Source organism: Nonomuraea sp. NPDC048892, assembly GCF_040649735.1.
GTDB lineage: Bacteria > Actinomycetota > Actinomycetes > Streptosporangiales > Streptosporangiaceae > Nonomuraea > Nonomuraea maheshkhaliensis.
The window spans coordinates 123,166-144,465 of the sequence record NZ_JBEZFZ010000009.1 but is presented as its reverse complement, the minus strand read 5'-3'; the positions used below and the strand labels follow the sequence as shown (position 1 = coordinate 144,465).

Annotated in this window: 19 protein-coding genes; 9 read left to right on the top strand and 10 right to left on the bottom strand. The window is 71.4% G+C overall.

The window, feature by feature from the left end:
* The first annotated feature begins 78 nt into the window (after nt 1–78).
* Entirely contained in the window at nt 79–1,551 is a 1,473-nt protein-coding gene (locus AB0C28_RS28930; RefSeq protein WP_357835621.1) for a serine/threonine-protein kinase, read from the top strand.
* A 107-nt stretch (nt 1,552–1,658) separates the two neighbouring features.
* Here AB0C28_RS28930 and AB0C28_RS28925 read toward each other — a convergent pair whose 3' ends face one another.
* Nucleotides 1,659–1,961 carry a DUF3817 domain-containing protein gene (locus AB0C28_RS28925; protein ID WP_357835618.1) on the bottom strand — a complete coding sequence of 101 codons (303 nt, stop codon included), beginning with the start codon at nt 1,959–1,961 and terminating at the stop codon, nt 1,659–1,661.
* Nucleotides 1,962–2,025: 64 nt separating this feature from the next.
* Complete coding sequence (locus AB0C28_RS28920) at nt 2,026–2,634, bottom strand: dihydrofolate reductase family protein (protein ID WP_357835615.1); 609 nt, start codon at nt 2,632–2,634, stop codon at nt 2,026–2,028.
* Nucleotides 2,635–2,814: 180 nt separating this feature from the next.
* Between AB0C28_RS28920 and AB0C28_RS28915 the strand changes: the two genes are divergently transcribed.
* The gene (locus AB0C28_RS28915) at nt 2,815–3,672 is read left to right on the top strand and encodes a DUF817 domain-containing protein (RefSeq protein ID WP_358078820.1); all 858 of its coding nucleotides are present in this window, start codon (nt 2,815–2,817) and stop codon (nt 3,670–3,672) included.
* Here the strand turns inward: AB0C28_RS28915 and AB0C28_RS28910 are convergent.
* Nucleotides 3,654–4,607, bottom strand: a complete 954-nt coding sequence (locus AB0C28_RS28910; RefSeq protein ID WP_358078817.1) for a DUF3500 domain-containing protein — start codon at nt 4,605–4,607, stop codon at nt 3,654–3,656. The two genes, AB0C28_RS28915 and AB0C28_RS28910, sit on opposite strands and share 19 nt — an antisense overlap.
* 120 nt (nt 4,608–4,727) lie before the next feature.
* Between AB0C28_RS28910 and AB0C28_RS28905 the strand changes: the two genes are divergently transcribed.
* Nucleotides 4,728–5,738, top strand: coding sequence for a LacI family DNA-binding transcriptional regulator (locus AB0C28_RS28905; RefSeq protein WP_358078815.1), 1,011 nt, complete (start codon nt 4,728–4,730; stop codon nt 5,736–5,738).
* Nucleotides 5,739–6,109: 371 nt separating this feature from the next.
* A complete protein-coding gene (locus tag AB0C28_RS28900; protein WP_357835602.1) occupies nt 6,110–6,478 on the top strand; it encodes a hypothetical protein in 369 nt (122 codons plus the stop codon).
* Nucleotides 6,479–6,612: 134 nt separating this feature from the next.
* Here the strand turns inward: AB0C28_RS28900 and AB0C28_RS28895 are convergent, their stop codons facing one another.
* Both AB0C28_RS28895 and AB0C28_RS28890 read right to left on the bottom strand, forming a co-directional pair.
* Nucleotides 6,613–6,990 carry an STAS domain-containing protein gene (locus AB0C28_RS28895; RefSeq protein WP_357835599.1) on the bottom strand — a complete coding sequence of 126 codons (378 nt, stop codon included), beginning with the start codon at nt 6,988–6,990 and terminating at the stop codon, nt 6,613–6,615.
* A 235-nt stretch (nt 6,991–7,225) separates the two neighbouring features.
* A complete protein-coding gene (locus AB0C28_RS28890; protein WP_358078813.1) occupies nt 7,226–10,135 on the bottom strand; it encodes a BTAD domain-containing putative transcriptional regulator in 2,910 nt (969 codons plus the stop codon).
* Nucleotides 10,136–10,367: 232 nt separating this feature from the next.
* Here AB0C28_RS28890 and AB0C28_RS28885 point away from each other — a divergent pair, with 232 nt between their 5' ends.
* Entirely contained in the window at nt 10,368–11,345 is a 978-nt protein-coding gene (locus AB0C28_RS28885; protein WP_358078810.1) for a M23 family metallopeptidase, read from the top strand.
* Nucleotides 11,346–11,519: 174 nt separating this feature from the next.
* Entirely contained in the window at nt 11,520–12,959 is a 1,440-nt protein-coding gene (locus tag AB0C28_RS28880; RefSeq protein WP_357835590.1) for an N-acetylmuramoyl-L-alanine amidase, read from the top strand.
* 202 nt (nt 12,960–13,161) lie between these two features.
* Here the strand turns inward: AB0C28_RS28880 and AB0C28_RS28875 are convergent, their stop codons facing one another.
* Nucleotides 13,162–13,392 (bottom strand): hypothetical protein, encoded by a 231-nt coding sequence (locus tag AB0C28_RS28875; RefSeq protein ID WP_357835587.1) that lies wholly within the window; start codon nt 13,390–13,392, stop codon nt 13,162–13,164.
* Between the two features lie 231 nt (nt 13,393–13,623).
* A complete protein-coding gene (locus tag AB0C28_RS28870; RefSeq protein ID WP_106245888.1) occupies nt 13,624–13,830 on the bottom strand; it encodes a cold-shock protein in 207 nt (68 codons plus the stop codon).
* A gap of 349 nt (nt 13,831–14,179) precedes the next feature.
* On the opposite strand from AB0C28_RS28870, the gene AB0C28_RS28865 reads away from it, so the two are divergent.
* The 3 genes from AB0C28_RS28865 to AB0C28_RS28855 all read left to right on the top strand — a co-directional run bounded on the left by AB0C28_RS28865 (nt 14,180) and on the right by AB0C28_RS28855 (nt 17,700).
* Nucleotides 14,180–15,022, top strand: a complete 843-nt coding sequence (locus AB0C28_RS28865) for an SAM-dependent methyltransferase (protein WP_357835582.1) — start codon at nt 14,180–14,182, stop codon at nt 15,020–15,022.
* Between the two features lie 130 nt (nt 15,023–15,152).
* Nucleotides 15,153–16,496 (top strand): cytochrome ubiquinol oxidase subunit I, encoded by a 1,344-nt coding sequence (locus AB0C28_RS28860; RefSeq protein ID WP_357835579.1) that lies wholly within the window; start codon nt 15,153–15,155, stop codon nt 16,494–16,496.
* The gene (locus AB0C28_RS28855; protein ID WP_357835576.1) at nt 16,489–17,700 is read left to right on the top strand and encodes a cytochrome d ubiquinol oxidase subunit II; all 1,212 of its coding nucleotides are present in this window, start codon (nt 16,489–16,491) and stop codon (nt 17,698–17,700) included. Before AB0C28_RS28860 ends, AB0C28_RS28855 begins: the two co-directional genes overlap by 8 nt.
* Nucleotides 17,701–17,740: 40 nt before the next feature.
* Here AB0C28_RS28855 and AB0C28_RS28850 read toward each other — a convergent pair whose 3' ends face one another.
* The 3 genes from AB0C28_RS28850 to AB0C28_RS28840 all read right to left on the bottom strand — a co-directional run bounded on the left by AB0C28_RS28850 (nt 17,741) and on the right by AB0C28_RS28840 (nt 21,240).
* Nucleotides 17,741–20,110 (bottom strand): FdhF/YdeP family oxidoreductase, encoded by a 2,370-nt coding sequence (locus AB0C28_RS28850; RefSeq protein WP_358078808.1) that lies wholly within the window; start codon nt 20,108–20,110, stop codon nt 17,741–17,743.
* Nucleotides 20,111–20,219: 109 nt separating this feature from the next.
* Entirely contained in the window at nt 20,220–20,846 is a 627-nt protein-coding gene (locus AB0C28_RS28845; protein WP_357835569.1) for a glyoxalase, read from the bottom strand.
* Nucleotides 20,847–20,883: 37 nt separating this feature from the next.
* On the bottom strand, nt 20,884–21,240 hold the full coding sequence (locus AB0C28_RS28840) for a VOC family protein (RefSeq protein ID WP_358078805.1): 357 nt from the start codon (nt 21,238–21,240) through the stop codon (nt 20,884–20,886).
* Between the last annotated feature and the right edge of the window lie 60 nt (nt 21,241–21,300).

Genomic DNA, 21,300 nt, shown 5'->3' with positions numbered 1-21,300 from the left:
CATTACGGGAGAATGTCCGGGCCGTCCCGAGAGGCGGGACCGCGGCGTTCCGGGGGAACACGGAGGATGAAGTCGGGAATGGGTGCTCAGACACAGGAACAACTCGGCCCGTACCGGATGATCCGGAAGATCGGCGAGGGCGGCATGGGGGTCGCCCACCTCGGTCTCGACGCGGCGGGCCGGGAAGTCGCGATCAAAGTGCTGCACCCGCACGTCGCGGCCGACCTGAAGGCGCGCGACCGGCTGTTCCGCGAGGTGGAGACCATGCGGCGGGTCCGCAGCCGCTTCGTCGCCGAGGTGATCGACGCCGAGCTGGCCGGCGGCAAGCCCTACGTGGTGACCAGGTTCGCCCCTGGCCGCACGCTGGAGGACACTGTGCTGACCGAGGGCCCGCTGGCAGCGCACGAGGTCGTCACGCTCGCCCAGGGGCTGGCGCAGGCGCTGGTGGACATCCACGAGGCCGGGGTGATCCACCGCGACCTCAAGCCGTCCAACGTCATGCTGGTCGGCGGCCAGCCGCTGGTCATCGACTTCGGCATCGCGCACCTGGTGGACGCGGCCCGGCTGACGGCGACCGGCATGGTCGTGGGGACGCCCGGCTATCTGGCGCCCGAGATCATCCGTGCCTCCCACGTCACCCAGGCGGCCGACGTGCACTCGCTGGCCTCGACGGTGTTCTTCGCCGCCACGGGGCTGCCGCCGTTCGGCACGGGGACGTTCGAGTCGGTCTGCTACAACACCATGGAAGGGCGCTCGCAGATCGACAAGGCGCCGGCCTGGCTGCGGGGGTGGCTGAGCAGCGCCCTCCAGGTCGATCACACCGCCCGGCCCGACGCCCGCGAGCTGCTGCGCACGGCCAGGGCGCTCGACCCGGCGAGCGGCGCGCCGCGCCGCCCTGACCGCACCCAGGCCATGGACACCCTTTCCGACCTGCTGCCGCCGGTCACTTACGCCAGGCCGCAGGAGGAGCGGTCCCTCGTCCCCGCGCCGACCCTGCACTCCGACTGGTCCGAGCAGTCCGAGCAGTCCGAGCAGTCCGAACGGCCCGCGCGGTGGCGCCGGCCCGCGCCTCCCGCGGAGCCGTTCGACCTGCGGCGGTTCGTGCACGGCAGCGGGTTCGTCGGCGTGCTCATGCTCGTGACGCTGATGGCGCTGACCGTGATGAACCCGGTCTCCGGCGGGCTCGGGGCGGCGGCGCTCTCGCTGGTGCTGCGCGCCGCCGACCACTACTTCGCCGAGGAGCGGCCGCCGCTGTCCACGGCCGGTCTCGTGACCGTGGGCCACCTGCTGCTGTCGGTGGCGTTCGGGCTGGCCGCAGGAGGGCTGCTCCACATGGCCGGACGACTGAACGCCGGCCACGCCGAGAGCCTGGCCGCCGGCCTGTTCACGCTGGGGCTGTTCGTGCTGCCGGGCGCGGCGCCGGTGCGCAGAGCCGCCTCGGGAGCGCTCGCCCGCGTCCTGCCCGGCCGCAGCGCGATCGTCGTCTCGACCGCCGTGATGGGCCCGATCACACTGATCGCCATCATCGTGGCCGTGTCCCAGATGTTCTAGCACCCGGAACCGGCGGGCGGAGGCGTTCGCCCGGACGGGCGGCACCGCGCCGGCCGGTCGGTGCGGACTGGTCAGGCGCCGGCCGCCGCCGGAGGGTCGTGTTCCGGTCAGGCGGCGGGGGCCGCCGCCACCGCCGTGCGTGCCGCCATCCGGCGTTCGAACCAGACCGAGGTGAACGGCGGAATCGCGCAGGCCAGGCCCAGCACCACCGTGCCCCGGCTCCAGCCCGCCTCCCGCGCCGACAGCAGCACCCCGGCCGCGTACAGCACGAACAGCGCCCCGTGGATCGGCCCGAACACCTTCACCCCGAGCTCGCCGGTCTCCGTCACGTACTTGAAGAACATCCCGACCAGCAGCCCCGCCCACGAGCATGCCTCGGCCACCGCCACGAGTCGAAACCAGCGCAGCACGATCCACCCTTCCGTCCGATGTCCCGGCTTACTCTACAGCCTGTAGAGCGCGCCGTGGGGCGGCTCAGGCGACGGTGCCGTAGGACGGTTTGCCCGCCCACTCGTAGGTGACGTAGACGACGCCGGCCTCCGTCGCGCTCGAACCGGTCAGCTTCAGCCCGGCCGGCGTGGCCCCCTCCGCGAACAGCCGCTTGCCCCGCCCGAGGACGACGGGGAAGACCAGCAGGTGGTATTCGTCGACCAGCTCGGCGCTCTGCAGGGTGCGCAGCAGGTCGCTGCTGCCCTGGACGAGGATCGTGCCGTCGGTGCGCCGCTTGAGCTCGGCCACGGTCTCGGCGGCCTCACCGACCAGGACCTCGGTGTTGCGCCAGGCAGCGGTCATCGGCGTGCGCGTGGTGACGTACTTCGGCATGCCGTTGATCTTGGCGCCGCCCTCCTCGTCCGGGACGTTCGGCCAGTGGGCGCTGAGGATGTCGTACGACCTGCGGCCCAGCAGCATGCCGTCCGCGCGGTCGAGCAGCGGGCCCATGATGCGGCCGAACCCCTCGTCGACGTACGGGGGCAGCCAGCCCTCGTGCTCGAAGCCGCCGGAGGGATCCTCGCCGGGCCCGCCGGGCGCCTGCATGATGCCGTCGAGGGTCACGAAGGTGCCGACCACCAGTCTGCTCGCCATGTCCGTTGTTCCTTGTCTGTGAGGTGAAGGTCTCTCCGAGGTGGAGGGCTCCAGCATGGCGCAGGCCGTTTACGGATTTCTTCAGGCTTTCCTACGGGGCGCGATCCGGAGTCCGTTTCTTCACAGGACCTCCCCGAAACCCGAGCAATTCTCGCAGGGTGCGGATGGTCGGATATGGGCGTGAGGTTCTTCGTCGCGCAGCTGTTCCGGTTCGCCTGGGCCGAGGCCAGGTCGTGCGTGTTCGCGGTGGCCATGTTCGCCGGTCTGGCCGCCTCGTCCGTCGTGCCGCTGCCCGTTCCGCGTTACGACGCGCTGCTGATCTACGCCGTGGCCGTCACCGTGACGCTGCGCGCGCTGCGCTGGGAGAGCAGCGGTGAGACGGCCGTCATCGCCGGGTTCCACCTGGTCGGGCTGGCCTTCGAGCTGATCAAGGTACGGCTCGGGTCGTGGAGCTACCCGGAGCCGGCCTACACCAAGCTCGGCGGGGTGCCGCTCTACAGCGGGTTCCTCTACGCGGCGGTGGGCAGTTACGTCTGCGCGGCCTGGCGGATCTTCTCGCTGCGCCTGGTGGCCTACCGCACCGTGCCGGTCACTCTGGTGGCGGTGGCGATCTACGTGAACTTCGTCAGCCAGCACTGGTGGATCGACCTGCGGCTGCCGCTGGCCGTCCTGCTCGTCCTGGTGACCTGGGGGACGGTGGTGCACTTCACCGTGGGCGCGCACCGCTACCAGATGCCGCTGGCGCTGTCGCTGACGCTCATCGGGTTCTTCCTGTGGGTGGCCGAGAACCTGGCGACCTACCTCGGCGCCTGGCAGTACCCGTACCAGCGGGAGACCTGGCAACTGGTGCATCCGGCCAAGTTCGGGGCGTGGGCGCTGCTGGTCAGCGTCACGTTCGTGATCGTCGCCTCCTGGCAGGCGGCCAGGGGGCGGCTGCACCTGCCCGCCGCCGCCCCCGGCGTGCCGCGCGGCTGGGCCCTGCCACTGCGCCGGGTCGGCCTTTCTGACCGAAGCGGTGGTCAGTGGTGGTCGGCGTAGTGCCGGGCCAGCAGGTCGCCGCCCCAGTCGTGGCGCAGGTCGCGCCATACGGAGTGGACGTGGTTGGCCTCGTCCTGCGTGTTGTCGTACTCCAGCAGGAACGTCGGCCCGGTCACGCAGTAGTAGTGGCCCTGCCCGCGCTGATCCGAACCCATCCAGGCGAAGGTCACCTTGTCGAGCCCGGCGTCGAGCGCGTCCCGCCAGCAGGTCTCGCCGTACCAGCCGGGGGCGCGGTCGAAGTAGCGGCGGACGAGCCGTTCGAGCATGCCCCGCGACGAGTCCTGCATGTCGGCGTACGGGAGCCCGGAGGGGATGAGTGCGGCGTCGGCCGCGGGGTCGTTGCGGGTCAGGACGTCGTCGGGAGCGACCGCGCTGGTGATCGCGATCGAACGCTGGTGCGGCGCGAGGTCGGCGAGCAGCGCCCGGCCCAACTCCTCCTCCTCGGCGAGCAGCCGCAGGCCCCGCTGCGGCCCGGACGGCACCATGGCCGGCTCGGCGCCGAGGAAGCTCGGCGTGACCGTGATCGCGTCGCCGACGACCGTGACGTGCACGGCGAGGTGGTGGCCGTTGATCCGCCACATCCACGGGGCCGGGGCGGCCGGATCGCCGAACACCCGGAACCAGTAGCGGTCGCCGTCGATCTCGTCCACGCCGGTCACCAGGCGGCGGCGGACGCGTTCGAGCTCGATCACGCCCATGGCCGTACGCGCGCCGCCGGCGCCGCAGCCGATCTCCAGCAGGGCGAGGGCCAGCTCCTCCTGGGCCGAGGTCATCTCGACCAGCGGCAGCCCCGGACGGGGGCCGGGCAGGTAGAACCACTCGGTACGCTCGGGCGAGCCGAACGCCGCCGTCGCCGCGGCCTTTCGCTCCGGGTCGAGCGAGCCGAGAAAGCGCAGCACCGCCTGCCGCATCACCTCGATGTCGTGGGCACTCATGAAAGCTCTCGCAACATCACAAATCGCAACTTACTGCAAAAAAGGCCGATATTCGCGCCTAAATGACGGCAGAGCGGCGCTGGGGCGGGCGGGGTTCCGGGGGCGTGAAAGGATGCTGGCGTGGTGACGATACAGGACGTGGCGAAGGCCGCAGGAGTCTCGCCCATGACCGTCTCCCACGTCATCAACGACCACCCGCACGTCAAGAGCGAGACGCGCGAGCGCGTGCTGCGGGCCATCGACGAGCTCGACTACCGGGTCAACGTCGCGGCCCGCAACCTGCGCACCGGGCGTACCGGGACGATCGGCCTGGCCGTCCCCGAGATCGACCGCCCCTACTACGGTCAGCTCGCCGCCGAGATCATCAAGGTGGCGGCAGGACACCACTTCAGGGTCGCCATCGAGCAGACCGGCGCCTCACGCGAGGGCGAGCTCGCCGCCCTCGCCCTGTCCCGCAACCGGCTCTACGACGGCCTCATCCTCAGCACGGTCGGGCTCGGCCCGGCCGACACCGACCTGCTCAGGGTCGACCATCCCGTGGTGATCCTGGGGGAGCGCATCTTCGACGGGCCCGTGGACCACGTGGCGATGCCCAACAGCGCGGGCGCCAGGGCCGCGACCCGTCACCTCGTCGAGCGGGGCTGCCGCCGCGTCGCGCTCATCGACGGCCCGCAGCGGGGCGAGGTCGACGTCTCCAGCCTGCGTTACGACGGCTACCGCGAGGCGCTCGACGAGGCGGGCATCCCGTTCGACCCGCGGCTCGTGGCCCCCATCGAGCAGCTGACCATGGAGCAGGGGGCGGCGGCAGCGCGCCGCCTGGCCGGGTCGGAGGCCGGGTTCGACGGCGTCTTCTGCGTGACCGACACGGTCGCGATCGGCGCGCTGCGCGGCCTGGCCGACAGCGGGCTGCGGGTGCCGCACGACGTCAAGGTCATCGGCTTCGACAACATCGCCGAAGGGGCCTACAGCGTGCCGTCGCTGTCGTCGATCGACCCCGACCACGCGCTCATGGCCGGCACGGCCGTCGGGTTCCTGGTCAAGCGGATGGCGGAGAAGGGCAAGGCCAGGCAGGCGCCGCGCGAGTTCGTCAGCCCGTTCTCCCTGGTCGCCCGCGAGTCGACCGGCGGCTGACCCGGCCTCACGCCTCACGCCTCACGCCTCACGACCCGGCCTGACCCGGCCTGACGACGCGCACGACAGGCCCGCCCGAGTGGCGATGCGCTGGGCGACAAGAGTGGCGGTTCGTGGCGCTGCGGGGCGCTCGCAACGAATGGGGTCTGTGGGCTTTGACGGGTTGTTTGGGTTTAAGGAGGTAACTGAGAACATCTGCATGGGTACGTCTGCTTCCGTCTGGGCGCCCGCGAATTAAGCGGACGCCGGCTTCTGGCCGAAATATCCATGAACGGAAACGAGAGCACGTGAATACTAGAATTCCGCAATCGCGCGCGCCGCGCCATGGGCTGTTCGCGGCGCTAGCTCTGACAGGTGCGGCCGCCACCGCCATGCTTCTGCCTCTGGGCATGGGGGTGGCCAGCGCGAACGCCGGCTTCTCCACGGTCCAGGCCGGAGGCCCGCCGGCGCCGAGCAAGCCCGTCTACAGGCCGAGGTACGTCCCGCGGGAGAAGCCGATCCTGCGCAACCCGCACTACCGCCCGCCGCGGATCGACGTCATCGTCGACAACCGCAACCACTCGCGCAACCGCAACCCGAGGCACCACTTCGAGCGTCATCACGAGGCGGTCAAGCCGACTCCGGTGAAGACGGTGAAGCCGGTCAAGGAAGTGCCGGTCAAGGAAGTGCCGGTCAAGGACGAGGTCAAGCCGGACAAGTGGGACGACGGTAACTGGTGGTGGCCGGAAGAGCTGGACTGACCTTCGTCAGGGACGCTCGCTGCCACGCCAGTGCGCTGACCCGCCGGACCGGGATGACATCCGCCCCGGGACGGCGGGTCTGGCGTGTTCCCGGCCGGACGCGTCCGGACGTGTCGTACGGGACCTGTAGCCGCTCACACCTGCGCGGCGGCGGCGGGCTCGCCGGACTGCAGCGCGGCCAGGACGGCCTGCTCGACCGAGTCGTGGACGCTCAGCACGGTGTGCGCGCAGGTGATCCGCATCATGCTGGCCAGCTTGGGATGCGGCGCGGCCAGCCGCAGGCTTCCGCCGTGCTGGCGGGCGAAGGCGTGCGTGTTGAGCAGGACCCGGAGACCGGCGCTGCCCAGCACCTGCGCGTCGCTGAGATCGATGACCAGATGTTCGTGCGGCGCGCGCCGGCTCGCCTGAAGGTAGCGGTCGAGCTGACCGGCGGTGATGGCGTCGATCTCACCCGCGACGGAGATCACGCTCACCCCGGGCAGTCTCTGTGTGGCGAACGTCAATTCCCGCACGTGCACCCTCCCCTGAGATGAGGAGCCGGAAGCGGCCTGACCGGCCGCTGTCGATCCCTACGGTAGCGAGACGGAGGGGCAGCGTACAGAGCCGTGAGGACGATCCTGACGTAACCTCCCGTCGGCTTCCGGTGGCCCTCCGGCAGGCGCCACCGCCCGTCGGCATCGCACGCCGGCTCCGCGCCGGCATAGCACGCCGCCTTCGCGCCGGCGCCGTACGCGACCCCGGGCGCCGTCATCGCAGACCGGCGCCCTCGCGCAGCTCCTGGCGCAGCTCGACGGCCCGGTGCAGGTAGTTGGAGGCCAGCGCGGTCCGCCCGGCCGAGCGGTACAGCTCGCCGAGCGTCTGGAACGAGGCCGCCTCCCCGCTGCGGTCGCCGAGCTGCTGGAAGACCGCCAGCGAGGCCCGCAGGCGGTCGGAGCCGTCGGACCGCTCGCCCCTGGCCACCTGGAGGCCGCCCAGGCTCTGCATCGCGTACGCCCCGCAGTGCCGGTCGCCGAGCGTCTCGAAGATGTCCAGGGCCCGCCCTTGGCAGCGCATCGCTTCGTCGGCGTCGGCCTTCAGGTCGTGCAGCCGGCCCAGGTGCATCGAGACGCAGCCCTCGCGGTGGGCGTCGCCGAGCTCCCTGGCCAGCCGCAGCGCCTCGGACAGCCACCTGGACGCCTGGCGCAGGTCCTGCAGCGACAGGTAGATGCGCCCGATCGCCTGCCGCGCGTACGCCTCGCCGCTGCGGTCGCCGACGGCCAGGAACATGGCCAGGGCGTGCCGGAAGGACCCGAGCGCCCGCAGGTGCTCGCCGGAGAACTGGCTGGCCGCGCCCAGCCCGCAGATCGAGATCGCCTCGCCGCGTACGTCCCCCAGCTCGCGGAAGATCGTCCGGGCGCGCTGGAGCATGTCGCAGGCCTCGGCGTAGCGGTCCTGGTAGAGGCAGACCTGGCCGAGACCGCGGAGCATGGCGGCCTCGCCGCGGCGGTCGCCGGCCGCGCGGGCGCTGTCGAGCGCCAGCCGGTGCGTGAGCTGCCACTCCTCGAAGCGGCAGTGCAGGTCGAAGTAGGGGACGAGGGCGGCGGCCAGCCCCCACGCGGAGGTGGCCAGCCCGGTCCCGGCGGCCAGTTGCACGGCCTCCACCAGCGACTGGCGCTCGGCCTCGAACCACGACAGCGGGTCGGAGGTCAGCCGGGCCAGAGTCTCGTCCGGCAGGCTCCAGGGGGCCGGCTCCTCGGGGGTCAGGCTGAACAGGGTGGTGGGCAGGCGGGCCGTGGCGTGACCGGTGGCGCTGGTCCAGCCGCCGAGCACGCGGGCGAGCGCCTGCCGCTCCGCCTCGCCGCCGCTCTGCTGCCTGGCCTGGCAGCGCATCAGGTCGTACAGCCGGTAGCGGGGCTGGCCGAGGGCGTCGGTGCCGTCCAGGCGGACGAGGTTGGCGTCCACGAGGGAGTCCACGACGGCCTCGCTGCGGTGCCGGCCGAGCACGGCGTCGGCCACCCAGCCCGGCACGGAGGCGGGGCCGAGCAGGCCGAGCGCGCGGAAGGTGGTGGCCGCCTCGCTGGTCAGGCGGCGGGTGCTGCGTTCGAAGGAGCCGCGTACCTCCAGGTCGCCCGCGCGCAGCTCGTCGAGCCTGCTGGACTCGTCGGCCAGGCGCTGCTGGAGCACGCTGAGCGGCCAGCCGGGACGGCCGGCCAGGCGGGCGCCGGCGACCCGGACGGCCAGGGGCAGGTGGCCGCAGGAGTCGAGGATGGCCAGGGCCGCCTGCCGTTCTGCGGCCAGCCGCGACGGGCCGACGATGCGCCCGAGCAGCTCCTCGGCCTCCTCGGGCGGCAGGACGTCCAGCTCCAGCAGCCGCGTGCCGGGCAGCTCGGTGATCCGGCGGCGGCTCGTGACCAGGACGGCGCAGCCGTTGCCGGGCAGCAGGGCGCGGACCTGGGCGGCGTCGGCCGCGTCGTCGAGGAAGACGAGCATCGGCCGCTCGGCCAGCAAGGAGCGGTAGAGCGCGGAGCGTTCGTGCACGGTGGGCGGCAGCGCGGCGTCGCCGACGCCCAGCGCGCGCAGCGCCTCGGCCAGCAGCTCCGCCGGGTCGGCGGGGGTCGCGTCGGTGCCGCCGAGACACAGGTGCAGTTGCCCGGCCGGGTAGCCGCCCCGTACGGCGTGGGCGCAGTGCACGGCCAGCGCGGTCTTGCCGACCCCGGGCGGCCCGACGACCATGGCGATCGACGGCGGCCCCTCGGGCGCGAGCTCCTGGGCGGACAGCGATCTGGTCAGGGCGGCGACGGCCGCGGCCCGGCCGGTGAAGTCGGGGATGTCGGCAGGCAACTGGTAGGGCGGGGGAGGGCCCGCGACGGACGCGGGCACGGCTACGGGCACGGGCATGGAGGCGAGCATGGAGGTGGGCGTGGACTCTCCGGCCAGGACGCGCTCTCCGGCCAGGACGAGGGCGTGCGCCTCGCGCAGGTCCTGGCCGGGTTCGACGCCGAGATCCTCGATGAGCTGCCGTCTGACGGCGGTGTAGGCGTGCAGCGCCTCGGCTCGCCTGCCGGTGTGGTGCAGGGCCAGGATGAGCCGCTGCCAGAGGTCCTCGCGGTAGGGGTGCTCGCCGATCAGCTCGCGCAGGTCCTCGACGGCGGAGGTGTGCTCGCCGGCGGCGAGCTTGACCGCGATCAGCTCCTCGGCCGCGGCCAGCCTGGCCTGGGTGAGCGAGCGCAGCCGCGCGTCCCACACGGGGCTGGCGGGCAGGTCGCCGAGCGGGGTGCCGCGCCACAGCGCGAGCGCCCGGCGCAGCTGGGCGGCCGCCTCCTCGGTACGCGCGCTCGCCCGCGCCCTGGCCACCAGGTCCTCGAACAGCAGCAGGTCCAGCCGTTCCGCCTCCACCTCGATGGCGTAACCGGACGGATGGGCGGCGATGCGCGCCTCCACCGCGCCGAGGACGCCGCGTAAGGAGCTGACGTACGTGCGCAGGTTGGCCGTGGCGGACGAGGGCGGGTTGCCGGTCCACAGCACTTCGATCAGGGCGTCGGAGACGACCACCTGGTTCGCGTCGAGCAGCAGCGTGGCGAGCAGCAGCCGCGGCTTGGTGCCCGCGATGCGCACGCTCTGGTCCGCGGCCCTGACCTGTAACGGGCCCAGGACCGTGAAGGTTGGCTGATCAACCACTATGACCGCACCTACTCCTCAGCTGGAGGTATTGCAACCATTGCCGGGTTGTTCGTTCGGGCTGGCTTCGTCTTTATACCGATTTTGGATGTTCTCTGTATGCCGTACTCGCAATCTTGACCCCCAGCAAGCGCACGTCCTGAGATCCATTTGATCATGCTCGGCTCCGGGCCGGCCTCGCCTCCGGAGCCGTACGGAAAGGATCCTTATGAGAGCCAGCAGGGTGCTTACGGTGGGGTTCGTCTTAACGTGCGGGCTCATGGCCGGACAGGCCGCCACCGCCGCCCCGACGCCCGCTCCAACGCCGAGCGCGACCACGACCGCTACGCCGACCACGGGCCCGGGGCAGGACCAGAACAACCCGCAGGACCAGGTGGACGTGCCCGACGTCTCCACCCTGGCCGCGCCCAGTTTCCAGCTGCCCTTCCCCTGCGGCCAGAGCTGGACCGGCAACTCCAGCGGCAGCAGCGCGCACCGCTCGTACGAGATCGACTTCAACCGCGGCAGCACCGCCAACGCCGACCTCGGCGACACCGTCGTGGCCGCCGCGGCAGGCACCGTGGTCATCTCCGCCCACCAGGGCTCCACGAACGGCTACGGCAACCTGGTCAAGATCGACCACGGGGGCGGCTGGACGTCGTACTACGCGCACCTGAACGCGCGCTCCGTCAGCGCCGGCACCCAGGTCCGCCAGGGCCAGAAGCTCGGCACGCTCGGCAACACCAGCAAGCCGGGCAACAACATCAGCCCGCACCTGCACTTCGAGATCCGCAACGGCGCCAGCTACCCGGCCAACATCCGCAAGGCCGTCTTCAACGGCGTCACGTTCGGCTACCCGAACCAGACGCTGACCTCGAAGAACAGCTGCGGCGGTGGCGGCGGCACCAACCCGCACACCGCGGCGTCCGTGTGCGGCAGCGGCTACAAGGTGATCGACTCCGCCGCCCTGGGCTCAGCCGGCACCGCCTACCTGCTCTACAACGCGGGCAACGGCAACAACTGCGTGGCCACGATCAAGAAGACCTCGCTCGGCAAGAACACCGCGACCAGCGCGTTCCTGGAGGTCAAGGGTAAGACCCGGGTCACCGACAGCGGCAACTTCGGCTACTACGCGGGGCCGGTGCGGGCCTCCGCGTCCGGCACGTGCGTCAAGTGGGGCGGCAAGGCCGGGTCGAGCACGTACACCAGCGCGTTCGAGCACTGCGACTGACACCGCACTGCGACTGACACCGCACTGCGACTGACACCGCACTGCGATTGACAGCGCGCCGCGCCCGCGCGTACTCCGCGCCCGGGTGCGGCGCGTCGGATCGAAACGCGCCGGCGCGCCCCCCGCACCGGCGTTCCCGAACGACACCCCCTTCCTTCCTGAGGAGAGAACACTGTGCGAGCCCGACTGCGCCGCTCAGCCGTGCTGCTGACCGGCGCGCTGATCCCCGCCTCGCTGCTGATCGGCCATCCCGCCGCGGCCACGTCCGCCGCGGAGCCCGTGACAGGGGCGTTCGCCAAGGCGGCGGCCACGTACGAGGTGCCGCGTGACCTGCTGGTCTCCCTCGCCTACGCCGAGACCCATTTAGACGGACATGCCGGCGAGCCCAGCGCCAGCGGCGGCTACGGCGTGATGCACCTGGTCACCTCCCGCACGCTGGAGAGCGCGGCCAAGCTCACCGAGCGGCCCGTCTCCGCGCTCAAGAGCGACGACGCCGCCAACATCGCCGGCGGCGCCGCCGTGCTGCGCGCCTACGCCGACGAGGCCGGGCTGGACGCCGCCGCCCGCAAGGACCCGGCCCGCTGGTACGGAGCCGTCGCCCGCTACGGCGGCGCCACCTCCCCCGACGTGGCCCGCCTGTACGCCGACACCGTCTACGACCTGATGGCGCAGGGCGTGCGCGCCACCACGACCGGCGGCGAGAGCGTCACGGTCAAGCCGCGCACCGTCGAGCCCGACCGCGGCGCGTACGCCAAGGCCAAGGACCTGGACGGCCCCAGCACGCTCGCCGCCGCCGCGGTCGACTACCCGCAGGCCGCGTGGGTGGCGGCCAACAGCGCCAACTACGCGGTGTCCAGCCGCCCGTCCAGCGACACGATCGACCGGATCGTCATCCACGTGGCGCAGGGCTCCTACGCCGGGACGATCTCCTGGTTCCAGAACCCGGCCGCGAAGGTCAGCTCCCACTACGTGGTGCGCTCGTCGGACGGCGCCGTCACCCAGATGGTGCGGGAGAAGGACCGGGCCTTCCACGCCGGCGACTACAACCGGCGCTCGGTCGGCATCGAGCACGAGGGCTTCGTGAACGACGCGTCGTGGTTCACCGACGCGATGTACCGCTCCTCGGCCGCGCTGACCCGCAACATCGCCGACCGGTACGGCATCCCCAAGGACCGTACGCACATCGTCGGCCACAGCCAGGTCCCGGGCACCGACCACACGGACCCGGGCGGCAACTGGAACTGGAACACGTACATGCAGTACGTCACCGGTGGCGGCGGCGGACCCACCAACCCGCACACGCCGGAATCGGTGTGCGGCAGCGGCTACAAGGTGATCGACTCGGCCGCCCTGGGCTCGGCCGGCACGGTCTACCTGCTCTACAACACGGCCAACGGCTACAACTGCGTGGCCACGATCAAGAAGACCTCGATCGGCACGGCCAGCGCGACCAGCGCGTACCTGGAGGTCAAGGGCAAGGCTCGGGTCACCGACAGCGGCAACTTCGCCTACTACGCGGGCCCGGTGCGCGCCTCGGCGGCCGGCCAGTGCGTCAAGTGGGGCGGTAAGGCCGGGACGAACGTCTACGACAGTCCGTCCGAGCACTGCGGCTAGGACGACTGGGGGCGGGTGCGAGCTGCGGCCCGTGCCCGCCTTTTGCTCGCTCGGAGCTCAAATCGCACGGCATCACGAACATCACTGCACCACGACATCACTGCATCACCGCGCCTGCGCCGGCTCCGTCGCCTGCGGTGCGCTGGCCACCGCGCCTGCGGATCGCGCGGTGCCGACGGCGTTCAGTGGTCGCGCGCGGTGACTACAGCTTCTCGAGCTTGGCGTACGGTGCGGTCAGCCGGTAGGTCTCCGAGCCGAAGTCGACGATCACGGCGACGTCCTGGTGCACGGCGATCACGCGGCCAAGGCCGTATTTGTCGTGACTCACCCGGTCGCCCGTGACGAATTGCTCCAGCGGCGGCGGGGGTACGTCGGGGACTTTGAAGGGGCTGGTAGGCAGCTGGCGCCGGGTGGCGGCTTGATAGGGCCTCATTGGCTTGATTATGGTCCTTACCGGGAGATAAAGCGACCGAAACCATCAGATACTGGTGGAATTCATACCTTGGCCCGGCGGAGCCGGCCGAGAAGTGCCGGTAAGCAGACCTTTCGGTTGCCCGCCGGGCCCCTGGAGCGGCCCGCTGGAGGAACGAGAACGTCCCGCTGAGGTACGAGAACGGGCCCGCCCCCCGAAGGGAGCGGGCCCGCCCTCATGCTGCTCGCCCGATCAGGCGGCCACGATGTTCTCCGCCTGCGGGCCCTTCTGACCCTGCACGACGTCGAACGACACCTTCTGACCCTCGGTCAGCTCGCGGTAGCCACCGTTCGAGACGATGTTGGAGTAGTGCGCGAAGACGTCGGCGCCGCCGCCGTCCTGCGCGATGAAGCCGAAGCCCTTTTCGGAGTTGAACCACTTCACGGTTCCAGTAGCCATGTCGATCTCCTTCAGAAATTGCAGGAACGAGAGAATCCGCACCGCGCGAATCTCGTGTCGCCGCGATGAGCCCATCCGGAGAAGACCGGTAAACGAAAAACGCGCCTGCAGATCACATCTGTCAGGCGCGCAAAGTCACTATGGGTGCCATAACTGCAACACGTAGAACTCTATCACAGGTGTGACACCGCCTTCCGCCGAAGCGGCCCATCGCGTCGCGCCCGTCTCGGTGGTCCCGTCCTGAACGCCTGGGGGCCGGCGGGAAAACCGGGAGGAAGACCGCGAAAGATCCGATCACAGAACGGCGATTCCCCCTAAGATGCGGTCATAAGGCAGAGAAGGGTGACGCGTGACCGAGAGTGAGCGACCCGCGGGGAAGATCGACCCGAACGTCCCCACCGTCGCCCGGATGTACGACTACTTTCTGGGCGGCAAGGACAACTTCCCCGCCGACCGTGAAGCCGCCGAGCGCATCCTGCAGTTGAGCAGCAAGGGCGGCGCCGACGTACGGGAGATGGCGCGGGCGAACCGCGGCTTCCTGGTCCGTGCGGTGGAGGCGGCCGCCAAGGCCGGCGTGCGCCAGTTCCTCGACATCGGCACCGGCCTGCCCACCCAGGACAACGTGCACCAGGTCGCCCACCGGATCATCCCCGACGCCAAGGTCGTCTACTCCGACAACGACCCGGTCGTGCTGGTCCACGCCCGTGCGCTGCTGACCGGCGACCCCCACACGGTGATCGTCGAAGGCGACGCGCACGACCCCAAGGGCCTGCTCGACGCCGCCGCCCGCCACCTCGACTTCAACGAGCCGGTGGCGGTTCTGGCCGTCGCGCTGTTCCACTACCTCTCCGACGACGACGAGGTGGCCGGCATCGTCAGGACGCTGCGCGAGCCGCTGGTGCCGGGCAGCCATCTGATCATCTCGCACGCGTACGTGGAGGAGGGGCAGAGTTCCGGCGAGCGCAAGGCCGGCACCGAGGAGGTCTACCGGCGCACGACCTCCGGCGTGCTGCACTGGCGCGACCGCGCCATGGTGCGCTCCTACTTCGACGGGCTGGAGCTGCTCGAACCCGGCCTCGTGCCGGTCCAGGACTGGCGCAACGACGACCCGATCGTCGTCCCCGGCCTGGACAAGGGCGGCATCCTGGGCGGCGTGGGCCGCGTCCCGCTCGAAGCCCCGCAGTCCGGCTGAGCGGAACCGCGACACACCACGCGAGAACGCCCTCTCACCCCTACCTGCGGCGTAACCTGCGGAAACAGGGCCGTACGCAGCTCTGACCTCCCCCGCGTGCCGGCCAGGCACACAGCGAGGGGGAATGCGGATGATCACGGCCGTCGCGGGCGCGTTCGCGGCAGTGGACCAGGAGTACCTGTTCGAGGCGCGGCAGATGCAGGCGCTTTCGTTCGTCGTGCACATCCCGCTGGTGTGCTTCGGCATCGCCTTCCCGGCGATGGTGCTGTTCTGCGAGTGGCGCTGGCTGCGGACCGGCGACGAGCTCTACCGCACGCTGGCCCGGCGCTGGTCGAAGGTGATGCTGGCGCTGTTCGCCATCGGCGTCGTGACGGGCACGATCCTCAGCTTCGAGCTGGGGCTGCTGTGGCCGGGCTTCATGGCGAGCTTCGGCAACGTCTTCGGCCTCGGCTTCACCATGGAGGGCTTCTCGTTCTTCATCGAGGCCATCTTCATCGCGATCTACGTCTACGGCTGGGACCGGCTGCGTCCGCGTACGCACTTCCTCATGGGCATCCCGGTGGTGGCCGCCGGAATCACGGGTTCGTGGTTCGTGATCTCCGTCAACGGCTGGATGAACCATCCAGGCGGCTTCGTACTGCGGGACGGCCGGGCCGTCGAGGCGCGCCCGTGGGCGGCGCTGTTCGCCAACGAGTTCTTCTGGCACGAGTTCGTGCACATGTACTTCGCCGGGTACATCGTCGCCGGCTTCCTCATCGCCGTCCCGTACGCGTGGGGCTTCCTGCGCGGCCGCTGGAGCCGCTACCACCGCACGGCCCTGACGGTCGCGCTGTCGGCCGCGGCGGTCGCCGCGCCGCTGCAGATCGTCATCGGCGACTGGGCCGCGCGCGAGATCGCCCGGCACCAGCCGGTGAAGCTGGCCGCGCTCGAAGGACTCGGACGGACCACGCGCGGCGCGTCCGAGCACCTGCTGGGCTGGTACAACGGCTCCGAGGTCGTCTACGGCATCGAGATCCCGCGGCTGCTGTCCCTGCTCGCCTTCCACGACCCCGACGCGACGGTCATCGGCCTGAACACGGTGCCGGCGCAGGACCTCCCGCCGGTCAACGTGGTCCGGATCGCCTTCCAGAGCATGATCGGCATCGGCACGCTGCTGGCCCTGCTCGGCGCGGTCTTCCTCTACGTACGGCTGCGCCACAAACGGCTGCCCCGCTCGCCCTGGTTCTACCGCGCGGTCGTCGCGGCCGGGCCCCTGTCGGTCGTCGCCCTCCTCGCCGGCTGGGTCACCACGGAGGTCGGGCGGCAACCCTGGGTCGTGTACGGGGTGATGCGCACCGGCCAGGCGGTGACCGGCGCGTCCGGCATCCCCATCGGCTACGGCACGCTGATCGTCGTCTACCTGGGACTCGCCGGCGGGGTCTGGTGGCTGCTGCACCGGTTCAGCCGTGTGCCGCTGGAGGAGCACCATGACTGAGATCCCGATGCTGCTCATCCTCGCCGGACTCGCCGCCTACACCGTGCTGGCCGGCGCGGACTTCGGCGCGGGCCTGTGGACGCTGCTGGCCGGCGGACGAGGGAGCGGCGACGACCTGCGACACTACGCGCGGCACGCGATGGGGCCCGTCTGGGAGGCCAACCACGTGTGGCTGGTCTTCGTGCTGGTCGTGTGCTGGACGGCGTACCCGGTCGCGTTCGGCTCGATCATGTCCACGCTGGCGGTGCCGCTGTTCATCGCGGCCGTCGGGATCATCCTGCGCGGCGCCTCCTACGCGCTGCGCGGCCAGCTCGAAGGCGCTCCCGGCGAGCGGCCGGTCGAGTATCTGTTCGCCCTCTCCTCGATCCTGACGCCGTTCGCGCTGGGCACGGTCGCGGGCGGGATCGCCTCGGGGCGCGTCCCCGTCGGCAACGCCGCGGGAGACCTGGTCACCAGCTGGCTGAACCCCACCTCGGTGCTCATCGGCGCGCTCGCCGTCGCCGCCGGCGCCTACCTGTCGGCCGTCTACCTGGCCGCCGACGCCGACCGGCTGGGGTCCAAGTCGCTGGAGCTCGCCTTCCGTGACCGCGCCCTCGTCGCGGGCGGCTGCGCGGGCGCGATCGCCCTGGCCGGGCTCATCGTCGTCCGGTACGACGCGCCCGCGCTGTCCGCCGGGCTGACCAGCGACGGAGGCGCGGTGATGGTCGCCGTCTCCGGCCTGGCGGGCCTGGCCACCCTGGCGCTGGTCTGGCGGCACCGCTTCGGCCCTGCCCGCGCCTCGGCGGCGCTCGCCGTCGCGGCCATGGTCGCCGGGTGGGCTCTGGCGCAGCGGCCGTACGTGCTGCGCGGGCTCACGCTCGACCAGGCCGCGGCCGGGCACTCGACCCTGACGGCCGTGGTCGTCACGGCCGTGATCGGGGTGGTCGTGCTGTTTCCGGCGCTTTTCCTGCTGTTCCGGCTCTTCCTGCGCGGCGACCTCGACCACGGCGCCGCCCCCACCGCCCCCACCGCCGCCGAGCCCGCCGGACGGTCCGCCGCCGGTGTGGTCCCGCGCCGCCGGCACGCGGCGTTCGCCGGGGTCACGCTGGTCCTGGGCGTGGCCATGACCGTCCTGGCCGGTCCCGGCTGGGTCCTCGCCGTCGGCGTGATCCTGCTGGTCGCCTGCGCCGTGGCCACGTTCACCCTCGCAGCGGCGGAGCCCTGACAGGGGCGGCGACACGCCGCCCCGAGCTGGAACGCCGCCGTCAGACGGCCGGTGCCGGGGCCTCGCGCGCGGGCGTCACCTCCACGACCAGGTGTTTCGTGACGGGCTGCGCGCTCTGCGTACTGACGTCGGCGATCCCGCACAGCACGTTGAGCTCCGGCATGTACCCCGCGGCGCACCCCGGCGGGATCTCGTAGCGGACGGCCCGGTAGCCGTGCACCGTCCGCCGCGATCCGTCCTTGGAGAAGCTGGTGATGTCGACCAGGTCGAACTCCCCGAGCCCGCGCTCGCGCATGTCGCCTTCGTTCATGAACACGATCGTGCGCAGCCCCTTGACGCCCCGATAGCGGTCGTCGTTGGAGTAGATGGTGGTGTTGAACTGGTCGTGTGAGCGCACCGTGGTCAGCAGCAGCCGCCCCTCGCCGGGATCGGTGTCGCCGGGCAGCGGCGGGCACGCGAACTCGGCCCGTCCCGACGGTGTCAGGAAGACCCGCTCGCGGGCCAGTTGCCGGATGCGGAAGCCGTGCGGATGGCGGGCGCGCGCGTTGAAGTCCTCGAACCCGTCCAGCACCAGGGCCATCGTGTCCCTGATCCGGTCGTAGTCGTCCACGTAGTCCTGCCACGGCGTCCGGCTGCCCGGCAGCGTCGCCTTGGCCATGCCCGCGATGATCGCGCACTCGGAGCGCAGGTGCGGCGAGGCCGGGGGCTTCATCCCGTACGAGATGTGCACCATCGACATCGAGTCCTCGACCGTGACACCCTGCACCCCGCCGGCCTGGTGGTCCTCGTCGGTCCTGGCCAGGCAGGGCAGGATGAGCGCGCGCCGCCCGTGCACGAGGTGACTGCGGTTGAGCTTGGTGCTCACCTGCACCGTCAGGTCGCACGCGCGCAGCGCCTCGAACGTGTACGCCTGGTCGGGCGTGGCCAGCGCGAAGTTGCCGCCGAGCGCGACGAACACCTTCACCTCGCCCCGGCGCATCGCCTCGATCGTGCCCACGGTGCCCAGACCGGGCTCGCGCGGCGGATCGATCCCGCAGACCTCCGCCAGCCGGTCGAGGAACGCCGCGCCGGGACGGTTGTCGACGCCGCAGGTGCGGTTGCCCTGCACGTTGCTGTGCCCGCGGACGGGGCACGGCCCGGCCCCCTCGCGGCCGAGGTTGCCCCGCAGCATCAGCACGTTGACGATCTCCCTGATGGTGTCCACGCCGTGCTCGTGCTGCGTCAGGCCCAGGCACCAGGCGATGATCACCCGTTCCGACGACAGATAGGAGTCGGCCAGCCGGCGGATCGCCTGCTCCTCCACGCCCGACCCGCTGACCAGGTCCGCCCAGGGGGTGGCGGCCACGGCCGCGCGGTACTCCTCGAAGCCGTGCGTGTAGCGGGCGATGAAGTCGCGGTCGAGGACCTCGGGTGACTGCTCCGCCCGCTCCAGCACGGCCTTGGCGACACCGCGCATCAGGGCCAGGTCGCCGCCGATGCGCACCTGGACGTTCATCGTGCCGGTTCTCGTCGTACGGAAGGTCGCCATGTCGATGAACTCGTGCGGCACGATCGTCCGCCGCGACGCCGCCTCGATCAGCGGATTGACGTGAATGAGTTGCGCGCCGCGCCGGTCGGCCTCGGCCAGCCACGTCAGCATCCGCGGCGCGTTCGTCGCGGCGTTGTCGCCCATCAGCCAGATCGCGTCGGCCTGCTCCCAGTCGTTGAGGTCGACCGTGCCCTTGCCGGTGCCGATCGCCGCAGTCAGCGCCCGGCCGCTCGCCTCGTGGCACATGTTCGAGCAGTCCGGCAGGTTGTTCGTGCCGTACTCGCGGACCCAGAGCTGGTAGAGGAAGGTCGCCTCGTTGCCGAGCCGCCCCGAGGTGTAGAACGCGGCCCGATGCGGGCTGTCCAGCCCGCGCAACGCCTCGCCGACCAGGGCGAACGCGTCCTCCCACGAGATGGGCCGGTACGTGTCGCTGCCGGGGTCGTACGACATCGGCTCGGCCAGCCGCCCCACGGCCTCCAGGTCGTGGTCGTTCCACTGCGACAGTTCGGAGACGGTGTGGGCGGCGAAGAAGTCACGATCGGCCTTGGCCGGCGCCAGCTCCCAGGTCGCGTGCTTGATGCCGTTCTCGCAGATGTCCAGCCGCAGCCCGCTCGGGTCGTCCGGCCACGCGCAGCCGGGACAGTCGAACCCGCCGTCCTCGTGGTTCATCACGAGCATGGCGCGCAGGCCCTCCACGGGCTCGCCCGCGCGCCGCAACACGTGCGCCACGCTGCGCGACGCACCCCAGCCGGCGGCCGGATGGTGGTAGTCGTGGCGCGAGTAGCCGTCGGGGGCGGGCCCGCGCCCGAGCGCGGGCTCACCCGGCGCCCCGCCCAGCATCCGCCGCTCGGCGTCGGGCCGCCCGTCAGCCGGTGATGTCATCTCAAGTTCCCTCCGATCGGCGGGCACGGCGTCCGGCCCTGCCTGCGGGGGGAGCGCGCTAACGCGTGGTCACCTACCCACTGGCGAGCCCGGAAGACATCACCGCACGTCAGAGGGCGTACTCCGTCTCCGCTTCCCAGACGAAACCGTCGGGGTCGGTGAAGGGACCGGCGGCTCCGCCCATCACGATCCCGTGCGAGCCGGTGCCCTCCTCCTGGGGCATGCCGGTGTCCTTGGCGAGCGCGCGGCGCGGGTAGAGCGCCAGCGTGACGGCCGAGGACGGGGTGTCGAACTCGACGTACTTGCCGCCGAAGCTCCTGGCCACGGCCAGGCCGCGATCGACGTAGAAGCGCTTGCTGGCCTTGACGTCCGCCACGCCCAGCAGCAGCGCGACCTGGTCGATGCGCCGGGTGACGGGCCCGGAGTCCTTCTTCTTCGAGGTGGCGATCTTGCAGATCGTGCCGTCGGGGGCGCGGACGACGGCGCCGTACCCCCAGAACCCCTTCGTGGCCGGCTTCAGCGTCGTCGCGCCGGCGTCGAGCGCGACGCCGACCAGGGCGTCCACGTCTCCCGGCTGGGAGACCACGAGGGACAGCGCGAATCCGCGGAACCCGGCCGCCGGCGCGTCCGACGCGCGCACGCTCACGTACGGGCTCAGGCCGAACGCCGCGTAGAAGGCGTCCGCGGCCGCGGGGTCGGGGGTCTCCAGGGTGACGGAGGCGAACATGGTGGTCATGATTGGTCCTTCCAGATTTGTCGTGATATAGGAGCATTTAGCGGTCTTGGAGCAGCCCGAGGACGTTGCCGTCGGGGTCGGTCACGGTAGCCGTCACCCGGCCGCCGCCGACCTCGTGCACGGGCTCCCGCACGGTGGCGCCGGCGGCGGTCAGCTCGGCCAGCTTCGCCTCGATGTCCGGGACGTGCCAGTACGCCACCGGCGCCGTCATGCCCTGCGGCCCGCCGTTCGGCACCAGGCCGATGTGCTGGCCGGCGACATCGAAGCCGACGTAGTAGGACGCGTCGGTCTGCGGCTGGACGCCGAGCAGGGCCGCGTACACGGTCTTGGCCTTCGCCAGGTCGGAGACGGGGTGCAGCACGGTCTTGATGCCCTGGGGGGACGAGGTGGTCATGGTCGCTCCTTGCGGTCGGGGGCCGCCGCCGGCCCGCTGTCTTCGTGTCCTCAGCCTGGC

What these genes read in the sequence shown, in the direction of transcription:
- AB0C28_RS28930 (WP_357835621.1), top strand. Translation starts at nt 79, where the DNA reads ATGGGTGCTCAGACACAGGAACAACTCGGCCCGTACCGGATGATCCGG.
- AB0C28_RS28920 (WP_357835615.1), bottom strand. Translation starts at nt 2,634, where the DNA reads ATGGCGAGCAGACTGGTGGTCGGCACCTTCGTGACCCTCGACGGCATC.
- AB0C28_RS28910 (WP_358078817.1), bottom strand. Translation starts at nt 4,607, where the DNA reads ATGAGTGCCCACGACATCGAGGTGATGCGGCAGGCGGTGCTGCGCTTT.
- AB0C28_RS28900 (WP_357835602.1), top strand. Translation starts at nt 6,110, where the DNA reads ATGCTTCTGCCTCTGGGCATGGGGGTGGCCAGCGCGAACGCCGGCTTC.
- AB0C28_RS28875 (WP_357835587.1), bottom strand. Translation starts at nt 13,392, where the DNA reads ATGAGGCCCTATCAAGCCGCCACCCGGCGCCAGCTGCCTACCAGCCCC.
- AB0C28_RS28870 (WP_106245888.1), bottom strand. Translation starts at nt 13,830, where the DNA reads ATGGCTACTGGAACCGTGAAGTGGTTCAACTCCGAAAAGGGCTTCGGC.
- AB0C28_RS28860 (WP_357835579.1), top strand. Translation starts at nt 15,153, where the DNA reads ATGATCACGGCCGTCGCGGGCGCGTTCGCGGCAGTGGACCAGGAGTAC.
- AB0C28_RS28855 (WP_357835576.1), top strand. Translation starts at nt 16,489, where the DNA reads ATGACTGAGATCCCGATGCTGCTCATCCTCGCCGGACTCGCCGCCTAC.
- AB0C28_RS28850 (WP_358078808.1), bottom strand. Translation starts at nt 20,110, where the DNA reads ATGACATCACCGGCTGACGGGCGGCCCGACGCCGAGCGGCGGATGCTG.
- AB0C28_RS28845 (WP_357835569.1), bottom strand. Translation starts at nt 20,846, where the DNA reads ATGACCACCATGTTCGCCTCCGTCACCCTGGAGACCCCCGACCCCGCG.
- AB0C28_RS28840 (WP_358078805.1), bottom strand. Translation starts at nt 21,240, where the DNA reads ATGACCACCTCGTCCCCCCAGGGCATCAAGACCGTGCTGCACCCCGTC.